14 protein-coding genes, 1 tRNA gene and 2 pseudogenes are annotated in these 12,531 nt (G+C 72.2%); 9 read left to right on the forward strand and 8 right to left on the reverse strand.

The window, feature by feature from the left end; genetic code table 11:
• Positions 1–2 precede the first annotated feature (2 nt).
• Positions 3–1,119: pseudogene (locus OG990_RS30795) on the forward strand (DMT family transporter); the annotation flags it as partial.
• Here the strand turns inward: OG990_RS30795 and OG990_RS30800 are convergent.
• Positions 1,002–2,072: a PHP domain-containing protein gene (locus OG990_RS30800; protein ID WP_406077987.1), complete on the reverse strand. Its 1,071-nt coding sequence runs from the start codon at positions 2,070–2,072 to the stop codon at positions 1,002–1,004. The pseudogene OG990_RS30795 and the gene OG990_RS30800 sit on opposite strands and share 118 nt — an antisense overlap.
• A 29-nt stretch (positions 2,073–2,101) precedes the next feature.
• On the reverse strand, positions 2,102–2,926 hold the full coding sequence (locus tag OG990_RS30805) for a peptidoglycan DD-metalloendopeptidase family protein (RefSeq protein WP_406077988.1): 825 nt from the start codon (positions 2,924–2,926) through the stop codon (positions 2,102–2,104).
• On the opposite strand from OG990_RS30805, the gene OG990_RS30810 reads away from it, so the two are divergent.
• The 5 genes and pseudogenes from OG990_RS30810 to OG990_RS30830 form a co-directional block, all read left to right on the forward strand.
• Positions 2,919–3,311, forward strand: a complete 393-nt coding sequence (locus OG990_RS30810) for a hypothetical protein (protein WP_386992580.1) — start codon at positions 2,919–2,921, stop codon at positions 3,309–3,311. The two genes, OG990_RS30805 and OG990_RS30810, sit on opposite strands and share 8 nt — an antisense overlap.
• A 112-nt stretch (positions 3,312–3,423) precedes the next feature.
• Positions 3,424–3,591, forward strand: coding sequence for a hypothetical protein (locus OG990_RS30815; RefSeq protein WP_328421424.1), 168 nt, complete (start codon positions 3,424–3,426; stop codon positions 3,589–3,591).
• Between the two features lie 117 nt (positions 3,592–3,708).
• On the forward strand, positions 3,709–4,236 hold the full coding sequence (locus tag OG990_RS30820) for a tRNA adenosine deaminase-associated protein (protein ID WP_328421422.1): 528 nt from the start codon (positions 3,709–3,711) through the stop codon (positions 4,234–4,236).
• Positions 4,237–4,429: 193 nt separating this feature from the next.
• Positions 4,430–4,876 (forward strand): nucleoside deaminase, encoded by a 447-nt coding sequence (locus OG990_RS30825; RefSeq protein ID WP_328426144.1) that lies wholly within the window; start codon positions 4,430–4,432, stop codon positions 4,874–4,876.
• 21 nt (positions 4,877–4,897) lie between these two features.
• Positions 4,898–5,077, forward strand: a pseudogene (locus tag OG990_RS30830) (ABC transporter permease); the annotation flags it as partial.
• A gap of 87 nt (positions 5,078–5,164) precedes the next feature.
• Here the strand turns inward: OG990_RS30830 and OG990_RS30835 are convergent.
• From OG990_RS30835 to deoD, 3 genes are all read right to left on the reverse strand, one after another.
• Positions 5,165–5,620: an acyl-CoA thioesterase gene (locus OG990_RS30835; protein ID WP_406077989.1), complete on the reverse strand. Its 456-nt coding sequence runs from the start codon at positions 5,618–5,620 to the stop codon at positions 5,165–5,167.
• Positions 5,617–6,255, reverse strand: a complete 639-nt coding sequence (locus OG990_RS30840) for a TetR family transcriptional regulator C-terminal domain-containing protein (RefSeq protein WP_406077990.1) — start codon at positions 6,253–6,255, stop codon at positions 5,617–5,619. Before OG990_RS30840 ends, OG990_RS30835 begins: the two co-directional genes overlap by 4 nt.
• Before the next feature lie 127 nt (positions 6,256–6,382).
• Positions 6,383–7,090 carry a purine-nucleoside phosphorylase gene (gene deoD, locus OG990_RS30845; protein WP_074315244.1) on the reverse strand — a complete coding sequence of 236 codons (708 nt, stop codon included), beginning with the start codon at positions 7,088–7,090 and terminating at the stop codon, positions 6,383–6,385.
• Between the two features lie 75 nt (positions 7,091–7,165).
• Here deoD and OG990_RS30850 point away from each other — a divergent pair.
• A tRNA-Ser gene (locus tag OG990_RS30850) sits at positions 7,166–7,252 on the forward strand.
• Between the two features lie 145 nt (positions 7,253–7,397).
• On the opposite strand, the gene OG990_RS30855 is transcribed toward OG990_RS30850, so the two are convergent.
• Together OG990_RS30855 and OG990_RS30860 are read right to left on the reverse strand one after the other, a co-directional pair.
• Positions 7,398–8,147, reverse strand: coding sequence for an SDR family oxidoreductase (locus tag OG990_RS30855; protein ID WP_406077991.1), 750 nt, complete (start codon positions 8,145–8,147; stop codon positions 7,398–7,400).
• A gap of 59 nt (positions 8,148–8,206) precedes the next feature.
• Entirely contained in the window at positions 8,207–9,109 is a 903-nt protein-coding gene (locus OG990_RS30860; protein WP_406077992.1) for a TIGR03620 family F420-dependent LLM class oxidoreductase, read from the reverse strand.
• Between the two features lie 123 nt (positions 9,110–9,232).
• Here OG990_RS30860 and OG990_RS30865 point away from each other — a divergent pair, with 123 nt between their 5' ends.
• Both OG990_RS30865 and OG990_RS30870 read left to right on the forward strand, forming a co-directional pair.
• The gene (locus OG990_RS30865) at positions 9,233–9,865 is read left to right on the forward strand and encodes a TetR/AcrR family transcriptional regulator (RefSeq protein ID WP_328421410.1); all 633 of its coding nucleotides are present in this window, start codon (positions 9,233–9,235) and stop codon (positions 9,863–9,865) included.
• Complete coding sequence (locus OG990_RS30870) at positions 9,813–11,396, forward strand: YncE family protein (protein WP_406077994.1); 1,584 nt, start codon at positions 9,813–9,815, stop codon at positions 11,394–11,396. Before OG990_RS30865 ends, OG990_RS30870 begins: the two co-directional genes overlap by 53 nt.
• A 24-nt stretch (positions 11,397–11,420) precedes the next feature.
• On the opposite strand, the gene OG990_RS30875 is transcribed toward OG990_RS30870, so the two are convergent.
• Positions 11,421–12,356, reverse strand: coding sequence for a TetR/AcrR family transcriptional regulator C-terminal domain-containing protein (locus tag OG990_RS30875; RefSeq protein ID WP_406077995.1), 936 nt, complete (start codon positions 12,354–12,356; stop codon positions 11,421–11,423).
• Positions 12,357–12,531 lie beyond the last annotated feature (175 nt).

Genomic DNA, 12,531 nt, shown 5'->3' on the forward strand with positions numbered 1-12,531 from the left:
GGGTGACCGCCGATATCACTCCTGACAAGGCGCCGCTGCGCACCTGGCTGCCGGGATTCGTCGCCCTCGCCGCGATCTGGGGTTCCAGCTTCCTGTTCATCAAGGTCGGCGTGGCGGAGTTGCACCCCGTCCAGCTCACCCTCTACCGGGTCGTCGCCGGCGCGCTGACCCTGCTGGTGGTCCTCGCCGTGTTGCGCGACCGGCTGCCCCGCGAGCCCCGGGTCTGGGCACACCTGAGCGTCGTCGCCGCGTTCGGCGTGGCCGTGCCGTTCACCCTCTTCGGCTATGGCGAGCAGCGCGTCGAGTCGATGCTGGCCGGCATCTGGAACGCCACCACGCCGCTGATCGTGCTGCCGCTGGCGGTGCTGGTCTTCCGCACCGAGCGGCTGACCGTGCGCCGCGCGGTCGGGCTCGGGCTGGGTTTCCTCGGCGTGCTCGTGGTGCTCGGGGTCTGGGAGGGGATCGGCGGGGCGCACTTCATCGGGCAGCTGATGTGCTTCGGCGCGGCCGCCTGCTACGGCGTCGCCATCCCGTACCAGAAGCGGTTCGTCGCGGCCAGCGCGCACTCCGGCCTGTCGCTCTCCGCGGCACAGTTGCTGATCGCCGCCTTGCAACTGGCCATCGTCACCCCGTTCGTGGCGGGCGCGCCGCCCCTGCCCACCGACCTTTCGCCGAAGGTGGTGGCCAGCGTGCTGACTCTCGGTGCGCTCGGCACCGGGCTCGCCTTCGTCATCAACATGCGCAACATCCGGGTGGCCGGTGCGAGCACCGCCTCCACCGTCACCTACCTGATCCCGATCTTCGCGGTGCTGATCGGGGCCGTGGCGCTCGACGAGCGGCTCAACTGGCACCAGCCGGTCGGCGCCCTCATCGTGCTGTTGGGGGTCGCGGTCTCGCAGGGCGTGTTCGGTCGGCGTCGACCCCGGCCGGTGATCGGCGTCGGTGCTCCCGCCGCGCCCGCTGCGGAGCCGGCCAGCCGCTGAGGTTCCGCCGGGTGTGGCTCAGGACCGCTCGCCGGTCCAGGCCACGAGTTGTTCCGCCGACCAGGTGTTGACCACCCGGTCGGCGGGGACGCCGCAGCGGGCGGCCCGCTCGCAGCCGAACCGCTGCCAGTCGAGCTGGCCCGGCGCGTGCGCGTCCGTGTTGATCGCGAACCGGCAGCCGGCCTCCAGGGCACGGCGGATCAGCCGCTTCGGTGGGTCCTGCCGCTCCGGTCGGGAGTTGATCTCGACGGCGGTGTCGTGCTCCGCGCAGGCGGCGAAGACCGCGTCCGCGTCGAAGTCGCTCTCCGCCCTGGTCCGAACCCGGTGCGCCCGGTCGCCGGGACCGGTCACCCCGGCGGGGCGGGACGACACCATCCGGCCGGTGCAGTGCCCGAGGATGTCCAGGTGCGGGTTGGCGACCGCGGTCAGCATCCGCCGGGTCATCTTCGCCCGCTCGTCGTTCAGGCCGCTGTGCACCGAGCCGACCACCACGTCCAGCCGGGCCAGCAGCTCCTCGTCCTGGTCCAGCGAGCCGTCGGCGAGGATGTCCACCTCGATCCCGGTCAGGATCCGAAAACCCTCCGGCAGCGCCGCGTTGACCTTCGCCACATGGTCGAGCTGGCTGCGCAGCCGGTCGGCAGTCAGCCCGCGGGCCACCTTCAGCCGGGGCGAGTGATCGGTCAGCACCAGGTACTCGTGGCCCATCTCCACCGCGGCCAGCGCCATCTCCTCGATCGGCGAGCCGCCGTCGGACCAGTCCGAGTGGGTGTGACAGTCGCCGCGCAGGGCGGTGCGCAGCGCCGTCGCCTCGGCGTCCAGGTCACTGCCCTCGGTCGCCACCAGCCGGCGTAGGTAGACCGGCTCCTCGCCAGCCAGCGACTCCGCCACGCAGCGGGCCGTGACGTCACCGACCCCGGCCAGTTCGGTGAGCGTGCCGTTGCTGGCCCGCTCGGCCACCTCGGCCGCCGGCAGGCCGGCGAGCGCCTTCGCCGCCGACCGGAAGGCCCGCACCCGGTAGGTGGCCTCGTTCGCCCGCTCCAGCAGGAAAGCGATCCGGCGCAGGTCGGCGATGGGGTCCCGGGCCTTCATCCCACCGAACCTAGTCGGTACGGGGTCCGTCAGGGAGCCTTCGGACAGCCGTGTTTGCGCTGCCACGCGGTCACCTCGGCGGCCGGCTCGCGATTGCCACCGCGCCGCCAGGAGTCCAGGTAGCGCGCCGGCCACAGGACCCCACGCCGGATCCACCAGCCGTCCTTGCCGGTACACGGCGGCGAGATGCCGAAGTGCACGTGGCAGACGTTGTTCGCGTTGCCGGTGCGGCCCACCTTGCCGAGCTGCTGCCCGGCACGGACCCGGACCCCGGCGTCGATGCCGGTGGCCACGACGCTCAGGTGCGAGCCGTAGTAGCGCACCCCGTCATCGCCGAGCAGGGCGACCGACAGACCCCCGTTGTCCGGACCCTGCGGCCCGCGCTTGTCGTACCGGTCGGTGCGACTCGCCTCCAGCACCGTCCCGTCGGTCACCGCCACGAAGGGCTCACCACAGTCGGCGAAGAGGTCCGTCGCCGGGTACGCCCCGTGCGTCGGGTGATAGGCGACGTCGTCGGCGCGTACCGGGAAAACGTGCCGCAGCCCGACGCGGGGTGCCGTCGCCGATGGCCCGGCCGAGGACGGCGCCGGGGCGGCCGGGCCGGTCGCCGTTGGCGTCGCCCCCGGCTGGTCGCCGGTGGCCCAGACCGCTGGCGTCGTCGGCGCGCCGCCGTCCGGTGGCACCCCCGGCCGGGTGGTCGCGCAGCCGGCAGCCAGCACCGGGGCGAGCAGCAGCAGGATCGGGTACGCCGGACGCGCGCGGCGGATCGTCGGCGAGGGCATCCGGTCATCCTGGCAGACCGGTACCGTGGGCACGAATGACGCACATGAGGGGAGGGCAGCGACGGTGACCATCGCCCGGCCCGACCCCGACCCGGGTCCCGGCTTCGCCGCACGCCCGGTGTCGCGTACCCCCTCGGGGCTCTTTCCGTCCGGGCCGCCGACCCGCCCCACCTACCGCGAACCGCACCCGGTCACCGGCGGCGGTGTCGCCGCTGGCGGCGGCGCGGCGGCCGGCTGGCTGCTGCTGTTCGGCCTGCTCGGCACCGACGTGGCCAGCTATGCGTGGTGGACGGTGGTGGCCGGCCTGCTGGCCTGGCTGACGGCCCTGGTGCTGGTCCGCTTCGGCGACCGCGGGGTGGCCACCGGGGTGGCCATCGTCACCGCCGGTGGCTGGAGCATCGCTGCCGCCGTGGTGGCGGTCCGCTGGGCGACCGGGGGCGACTGGCCGCTCTGGTGAACCGGTCCGGGCCTGCCCCACATCGGGTGCCGGTGACTGCGGCGTGTGCCCGGTTGGCTGCGTAGCGAACGCCGTCTTGACGTGGCCGCCGAGACTCGGCACGCTCGGCACTATGGCCTGGACCACCTCGCGGCAGGACCCCGATCGAAGCCGCCGCCGCCTGCAGCTGCTCGCCGAGTTGGCGGGGGCCCGGGCGGTACGCCAGCGCACCCGGCCAAATCGGCTGCGTACCGAGCGTCTGCGCCAACTCATCGCCACCCGCCGTCGGGTAGCCGGCTGATCCGACTTTGTCAGGAATGACCGGCCCTTCGGGGCGTTGACCGGTCGCCTGCCGACCTGACCGGCTAACGTGCACGCGTAACGAGTCGGCGCTGTGCCGAGGGCTATTGGGGGGACCGTGTCGTACTTCGCTGCGGCCGTTGTGCGCGACGACAGTGGCTGGACCGCCGCCGAGGTCAGCCTGCGTGGCGCCACCGACATCGACGAGGTCGCCGACCGGCTGCGCGATGTCGACCAGGAGGCCGACGTGTCGCTGCTCTTTGTCGAGGCGGATGACGCGTACCTGGTGATCCTGCGCCTCGACGAGGGCGAGGACCTGCGGGTGTTCGGGTCGGATTCCGCGTACGCCGAGGAGTCTCAGCTGGGTGCGCTGCTGGTCGGCGACCTGAAGACCTCGGTCACCGGGCTCGACGACGTCGACGAGCCACGCCCGGCGGCCAGTGGCGACGAGGAGAGTGAGCAGCCCGTCGTCGACCCGGAGGCCGACCCGGTGGGCGACGCCGACCTGCTGGCCAACCTGGGCATCTCCGCGCAGAGGCTGCTGACGCTGTGCTCGCACGAGGGGATGATGCCGGCCGACGTCACCGCCGAGATCTGCCTGGTGCTCGGCTGTGTCGACCAGGTCGAGGAGTTGCGTGAGGTCTGATCCCGCCGGATCCGGGTCGGGCGGGACGGTGCCGGTGGGCGGCGCGGAGCCGGCCGACGCCACCGATCCTCTGCTCGAGACGATCCGTCCCGGGCAGCCGACCCCCGGGGCGGTAGGTCGCGCCGGACCGGGCGCCCACGAGGGTTTGGCCGACCCGGGCGAGGTCGGCCGGCGCCAGCGGCACGAGCTGTGGATGCGCCGTGCCCTGGAGGTCGCTGTCACCGGTCCGGCCGTCGACGACGCGGGTGCCGTCGACGTGGACGATGTGCCGGTGGGCGCGGTGCTCTACGGCCCGGACGGGACCGAGTTGGCGATCGGGCGCAACGAGCGGGAGCTGACCGGCGACCCCACCGCGCATGCCGAGGTGCTGGCGCTGCGCCGGGGTGCCGAGCGGGCCGGCCGGTGGCGGCTGGACGACTGCACCCTGGTGGTCACCCTGGAGCCGTGCACCATGTGTGCGGGGGCGCTGGTGCTGGCCCGGGTCTCCACCGTCGTCTTCGGCGCCTGGGAGCCGAAGACCGGCGCGGCCGGTTCGCTCTGGGACGTGCTGCGCGACCGTCGCCTCAACCACCGCCCGGAGGTCTACGGCGGTGTGCTGGAGGCCGAGACCGCGGCCGTCCTGCGCGCCTTCTTCCGCTGACCCGCCGGGCAGACTCAGGCCGGGGTGCTGCTCGGCATCCTGGTCACCGCTGGCTACGCCCTCTGGCGGCAGTGGCCGACCGTGGTGCCGGTCTGGGCGATGGCCGGCGGCGTCGGGGCGACCCTGCTAATCGGCGGTCTGGCCGGCCTGTACCCGGCCGTCCGTGCCGCCCGGCTCGCCCCCACCGAGGCGCTGGGCTGAGTCTCGCCGGCCCGGGCCGGCGGTTCCTTCGGGTGCGTCTGTTGTTGCCACGACGACAGACGCGCCCGAAGGCGTTGCCGGAGCGCGTCAGGCGGTGGGGCGGAGCAGGGTGGTGGCCACCGCCCGGGCAGCCTCGGTCCACGGCGTGGGCCGCAGCGTCGCCGGGTCGAGGCGGACGATCGCCCGCCGTCCCTCGGCGTGCACCGTGTCGCCGTCGACAGAGCGGAACTGGTAGGCGTACTCGGCGCTGCTGGTGCCGAAGTGTTCGAGCCAGAAGTGAACCGCCACCGGGCCGGTGGCGGCGATCGGCGTCCGATAGGTGATGGTGAACTCGCGGACCGCGTGGAACAAGTCAGGCGGGGTGGCGCTGCCCCGGTAGGCCAGCCCTCGCTCGGTCCAGTACGGAGTCAGGGCCCGTTCCAGCAGCACCGCGTACCGCGCGTTGTGCAGGATGCCCATCGCGTCGAGGTCGTCGAAGTGCACCGTGACGTGCTCGACGTGCCCGAACTGGACGGTGGGCTGGTCGGCGACGGCGTTGGTCATGAGGGGCCTTCCGTTAACAGGGTCGGTCGGGGGCAGAGCGCCCGCAGGCGGTCCAGCAGGCCGGCGCGGGCGTGCCGGTAGGTGGCGTCCGGGTCGAGCAGCCGGGATTTCATCGCGGCTGCCATCCCGAGCGCGTCGATTTCGTACGCCAGCTGCGGGACGTCCAAGTCGGCGGGGAGTTCGCCGGCGTCGACCGCCTGCTGGACGAGGCGTTCGAGGTATGCGGTCCACTGGCTGTGCGTCTCGGCGAGCCGGTCTCGGACCGGGCCGGGGCGGGCGTTGAACTCGAACTGGGTGTTGGCGAAGAAGCAGCCACCGGGCAGCACCCGGGTGGCGTAGAAGTCGAGCCGCGCGTCGTGCAGGGCGCGGAGCCGCCGTACGCCCCGCGGGGCGAGGTGCGCCGGCGCGACGACCCGCTCCTGCCAGAGCGTCACGGCGCGGTCGATCGCCGCGAGCTGTAGCGCCTCCTTCGACCGCCAGTGCGCGAAGAGGCCCGACTTGCTCACCCCGAGCGTGTCGGCGAGCTGGGCGAGGCTGAGCCCGTCCAGGCCGGCCTGGGTGGCGAGCGCCACGGCCGCGTCCAGCGCGGCGTTCCGGGTGCGTTCGCCCCGGGCGAGGCGTCCGTCGACGGTCATGCGGATACCGTAACGAACCAGCACGACCGGTCGTATTGTTTTTTTGGGTGACCATCGTCACCCCGCCCCAACACCACGCCGCCCCGCCGTCTGGATGGACGGCGGGGCGGCGGCGTACGACGAAGGGTCAGGCGATGATGGTGTCGAGGGCGATCTCGACCATCTGGCTGAAGGTCTGCTCACGCTCCTCGGAGGTGGTCTTCTCGCCGGTCTTGATGTGGTCGCTGACGGTCAGCACGGTCAGCGCGCGGGCCTTGAACCGGGCAGCGATCGTGTAGAGCGCCGCAGACTCCATCTCCACCGCCAGCACGCCGTAGTCGGCGAGGGTGTCGTAGAGGTCCGGCCGGTCGGTGTAGAAGGCGTCCGCGGCCAGGATCGGCCCGACGTGCATGGTGATGCCGCGCCGCTCGGCCACCTCGACCGAGGTACGCAGCAGCCCGAAGTCGGCCACCGGCGCGTAGTCGATCAACCCGTCGAAGCGCATCCGGTTCATGTTCGAGTCGGTGGACGACCCGATCGCGGCGACCACGTCGCGCAGCTGGAGGTCGGTGCTGAGGGCACCGCAGGAGCCGACCCGGATCAGCGTCTTCACGCCGTACTCGTTGATCAGTTCGTGGGCGTAGATGGAGGCCGACGGCATGCCCATGCCGGAGCCCTGGACGGAGACCTCGACGCCGTTCCAGCGGCCGGTGAAGCCCAACATGCCCCGGACCGTCGAGTAGCAGGTCGCGCCCTCGAGGTAGGTCTCCGCGATCCATTTGGCCCGCAGCGGGTCACCCGGCATCAGGACCCGCTCGGCGATCTCGCCCGGCTTCGCGCCGATGTGCGTACTCATGGCAAAGATCCTGCCAGGCCGACTCGGGCGATACCGGTTCGGCGTCGGAACCTACGGTCCTGTACCCTCGTCGGCGGTGGCGTGTCCGAGCGGCCTAAGGAGCACGCCTCGAAAGCGTGTGAGGGTTAACGCCCTCCGAGGGTTCAAATCCCTCCGCCACCGCTCCTAAGTGCGAAAACGCCCGGTCGATCCGCGAGGATCAACCGGGCGTTCCGCATTTGACGGCCGTCCCCAAAGCAGCCCGCTGAAGTGGTGAGGGCGATCGGGATGGGCAGGTCGGCACAGCCTGAATGACGGGCGTTCTGCGTCAGAGCTGCTGCTGGCCGCCGTCGACGAACATCTCGCCGCCGGTCATGTAGCTGCTCTGGTCGGAGGCGAGGAAGAGCGCGGCGTTGGCGATCTCGTCCGGTTGGGCCATCCGGCGCATGGGCACGCCCGAGGCGATGGCCTGCAGCAACCCGGGGGCCTCCTCCGGGCTGGGCGCGAGGCCGGCGACGCCCGGGGTCTCGGTCGGGCCGGGGATCAGGGTGTTGACCCGGATGTTCCGGCCGACCAGCTCGGCGGCCCAGGTGCGGCCGAACGAGCGGATCGCGGCCTTGGACGCGGCGTAGACGCTGAACGCCGGGGTGCCGTTGACCGCGGCCGTCGAGCCGGACAGCACGACCGAGGCGCCCTCGTTGAGCAGGGGCAGTGCCTTCTGCACGGTGAACAGGGTGCCGCGGACGTTGCTGTCGAAGGTGCTTGCGAAGTGCTCGACCGTGATCGAGCCCAGCGGGAGGAACTCCCCGCCGCCGGCGTTCGCGAACACCACGTCCAGCCCCGCGCCCCGGGCCTGGATCGCCTGCATCACCCGGTCCAGGTCGTCGAGGTTGCTCACGTCGCTGGCGACACCGGCGGCGTTGGCGCCGATGCTCGCCACGGCCTCGTCCAGCAGGCCCTGGCGCCGTCCGGTGACGAAGACGTACGCGCCTTCGGCGGCGAAGCGGCGGGCGGCGGCCAGGCCGATGCCGGTGGTGCCCCCGGTGACGAGGGCGGTCTTGCCGTCAAGCTGTCCCACGATTGGTCTCCTACTGTTTGCGGTGCGGTTGTCCTGCCGGCTGTTGTGCCGGCGGGTGGTCAGTGGGTTGCGGGGGTGGAGGCGAAGGTCGGCAGGAGCGTGGCCAGGTCGCGCCACTGCGGCAGGGGCAGCGCCGGCCGATCCGGAACGTCGGGCCGCAGCACGTGGAGGGCGACGTGGTCCGCGCCCGCGTCCAGGTGCTCCCGGATGCGCGTGGCCACCGCGTCCAGGTCGCCCCAGGCGACGAGGGCGTCGATCAGGCGGTCACTGCCGCCGGGGACGAGGTCGTCGTCGGTGAACCCCAGGCGTGCCAGGTTGGCCCGGTACGCCGGAAAGCCGATGAACATCCCGATCCCCGCCCGAGCGGCGGCACGGGCCCGGTCCGGGTCCTCGTCGAGGACGACAGCGAGGTGCGGCGCGACCAGCGGCTGCGCCCCGACGCGTTCGCGCTGCGCCGCGGTGTAGCTCGGGGTCCAACCGGCCGTTCGGGCGGCTGCCAGGTCCGCCATCCTCGGCCCGAGCGCGCCGAGGATGCGCCGGTCGGCGGGAACCGGCCGGGGCGCGGCGTCGAGGGCGTCCAGCCAGCGGCCCATCGACTCCAGCGGCCGGCCGTAGTCCTGCCCCGCCCGGGCGGCGGAGTGGGCGTTGCTCACCCCGAAGCCGAGAACCGTCCGAGGCCCGTGCCCGGCGTCCAGCGCGGCCAACCGGTCACCCAGAACCACCGGGTCCTGGCCCCAGATCGCCAGCACACCCAGCGCGACCGTGGTGTGCGGCGCGGCCCCCAGCAGGTGCTCGACGTCGTCGACGGCCCCGCCGCCGTCGAGGCCGGGCACCCACAGGGCCCGGAAGCCCCGCTCGTCGAGCTCGGTCGCCGCGTCCCGGACGGCCGGATCTGCGGCGCCGCGCAGCTCCATGCTCCAGAGCCCGACCGCAGGCAGCGGGGTGTTGAGTCGAGTCGCCACACCATCCTCCAATAATTCTGTACCGATCGGTACGCATCTGACGGTAGCAACCGCCGACCCGGTCCGCAAATTTCTGTACCGATCGGTTGGGCCACGGGTAACATGGATGCGGAGGTGGTGGGTGTGCCGCAGCGAGGACGACCACGGGGTTTCGACCCCGATGAGGCGCTGGAGCGCGCGACGGAGGTGTTCTGGCGACAGGGGTACGAGGGCGCGTCGGTGAGCGACCTCACCGCCGCCATGGGCATCAACAAGCCCAGCCTCTACGCCGCCTACGGCAGTAAGGAGGAGTTGTTCCGCAAGGCCGTGGCCCGCTACGCCGAACAGGACATGGAGTACGCGCGCAACGCCCTCGCCCAACCCAGCGCGTACCAGGTCGTCGCCGCCCTGCTGCGCGACAACGTGCTCGCCGTGACCCGCCCCGACCGTCCGGCCGGTTGCCTGTCGATCCAGGGCGGCACCGCCTGCTCCACCGAGAACACACCGGTCGCCGGGTTCCTCGCCGCCAGCCGCCTGGCCGGTGAACGCGCGCTCGCCGACCGGTTCACCCGGGCCGTCGCCGACGGCGACCTACCCGCCCACGCCGACCCGGCCGCACTCGCCCGCTTCGTCATGATCGTCACCGAAGGTCAGTCGGTCCACGCCGCCGCCGGGGTCACCCGAGGCGACCTGCAACAGGCGGCGCAGATCGCGCTCGCCGGTTTTGCCGCCGCGTCCGGGGCGCGGCTGCCTGAGCACGCCACCGAAGTGGCGTGAGCTGGGCCGCAGGACATCCGTCGCGCGCTACCGTCGCCGTACTCGCGAACTGAGTGCACGGACCGTGCCAGCTACCCCTAAGCTTGCCCGACACATGGATCTTGGTCATCGGGTTGGGGGAGGTGGAAACGTGCGCGTCAAGCAGATCGCACGTCTCATGGTCGCGGCGATCGGCGCCACATTCGTCGTCGTACCGTCGCTGAGTCCCGGCGTGGCGCACGCGGACAGCGCGGTCGGGCTCGGCATCGAGACGTACGCGCAGATGGTCGTCGACTCGGCGCGCAGCCAGCTGTTCTTCAGCCCCGGGCGCGGGGGGTCGGGCGTGCGGGTGACGAACCTGTCGGGCGGGTCGCAGGCGACAATCCCGGACCTGCCGGACGCCAGCGGCATGGCGCTGAGCCCGGACGGTTCGACGCTGCACGTAGCCCTCATCGAGGCGGGTGCCATCGCCGCGATCGACACCACGACGCGGACCGAGATCCGTCGCTACAACATCGGAGCCAGCACCTGTCCCACCTGGTTGGCGCCGGCCGGGGGGAAGCTCTACTTCGGCTACGGATGCACGTTCGGAAAGGGCAAGCTGGGCTCGCTCGACGTGCGCGGCGAGACGCCGGTCCTGGCCTTGGATCTGCCGCTCGGCGACGTCTTCGCCTACCCTCCGTTGCTCCGGAGCAGCCCGGCCAAACCGAATCTCCTGCTCGCGGTGAACCAATCCGGCATCGCGAACTCCTACTCAAGCAGAGCGACCCTGTTCGACGTCTCCTCCGGAACGCCGTCGATCACGGCGGCTCTGCCGTGGGACACCTGCGGGGGCCTCGGGGACGCCGCGCTGACGGTCGACGCGAGCACGGCGATCCTGGCCTGTGGTCTCCTGGAGAACCGGTCGGTGATCGCGACGCATCACGTTGCCTTCTCGACGACGGACTTCTCGCCAGCCGGCGTGTTCCCGTCCGCGTCGTACCCCAACGCCGTGACGACGTCCCCGAATGGTGCCCTCGTCGTCGTTGGTTCCAGCAACGGATCAGATTGGGAGAGGACGTCGAGCATCCACGTCGAGCGGCCCGACGGGACCTTGCTGCAGCGGTACGACTTCCCCCAGGACACCTACCTCGTGCGGCAGGGCCTCGCGGTCAGTGCTGACAGCAGGACTCTCTACGCCGTCACCCGTGAGCCGGGCGGGCAGTACCTGACCCTGCGTCTGATGACGGACCTTCTCCTGCCGCGATCCTCGCTCACGCTCTCCGCGCCGCCGACGGTCGGACGCGGGGGGAAGGTCCTGGTCACCGGCAGTCTGGCGTTCACCGATGCCCCCGTGTCGGCGCCATGGCAGCTGCAGGTGGTGCGGCAGGACCAGAACGGCACCCACGTCCTGCCCAACGTCAGCACCACCGAGACCGGGGCGTTCTTCGTCTCCGACATACCGCGGGCGACCGGGGCGAACACCTACACCGTCACCTTCCCCGGCGACGCCGCGCACCTGGGCTCGAGCCGGTCCGTGACCGTGCAGGTCGTCGCCCGCCCGAGGTTGTGACAACGCGCGCACCTGGCCGGGCGTTCACCGGCTGAGCAGCTCCGCCACCCCGTCGAGCAGCCGTTGGAGGCCGAACTCGAACAGGCTGTCGACATTGAGGTCGACCGGTGACCGGGCGAGCCGGGCCAGGTGGGGGAACTCACCCGCCGCGAGCAGCCCGGTCAACACGTCGGCCTGGGCCACCATCCACTCGTCGTCGGTGAGGCCGGTGTCCTGCTCCGCCTCAGCCTCCCGCTCCAGGTTCACCGCGGTGCCGCGGACGTGGTTGGCCAGGGCGGCCGCCAGGTGGAGCTGGGTGTGTTGGTCCAGGCCGTGCCCGGCGAGGGCGCGCAGGGCCCATTCGGTGTGCGCGACGGCGTGCGGCGCCATCAGCGGGCGGGTCAGCGAGACGACCTGGGCCAGCCAGGGATGCCGCCGGTACATCGACCACTGGAGCCGGCACAGCAGCTCCAACTGGTCCCGCCAGCCCGGAGGGAACGTGCGGGGCAGCCGGTGGGTGGCGAAGGCCGCGTCGGCCATCAGCAGCAGAAGCTGCTCCTTGCCGCGGACCTGCCGGTACAGCGACATGGTCGGCACGTCCAACTCGGTCGCGATGCGCCGCATGCTCAGCGCCGGCAACCCCTCGGCGTCGGCGATCTCGGTGGCGGTCCGCACCACCTGGTCGCGGGTCACCCCTCGGGCGGTACCCCGCCGGGTGTCGGCGCGGGCGCCCCGAACGGCCGGCGGCGGCTCCGGGCCGGTCACCACCATGCCCACGCCGGGCAGCGCCCGAACCAGGTTCTCCTGTCGGAGCGCGGTGAGGGCCCGGCTGGCGGTCGCCATGGCGACCCCCCACTCGCGGACGATCTGTCGGGTGGACGGCAGCCGGTCGCCGGGGCCGAGCTCGCCCGCCGCGATGCGCCGCCGCAGCTCCCCGACGATGCGCAGATACGGGGGTGTCGACTCGTCGATCTCCGTCACGGTCACCCTCCCGCCGGTCGAGGTGTGACCGTAGCGCACTAGAGCGCCGGTCGCCGCCCCCGATGGTCGCCACGTCTTCACGTCGGTGGTCGTCCATCGCGGTGGCTTGGCGTACTAGAGCCCTCTGGCCGACTGGTTGCCGGGTCGGCATGCTCGCCGCATCACGGTGCGTACG

It is taken from the genome of Micromonospora sp. NBC_00858, from assembly GCF_045207365.1.
In the GTDB taxonomy this organism is placed as follows: domain Bacteria; phylum Actinomycetota; class Actinomycetes; order Mycobacteriales; family Micromonosporaceae; genus Micromonospora.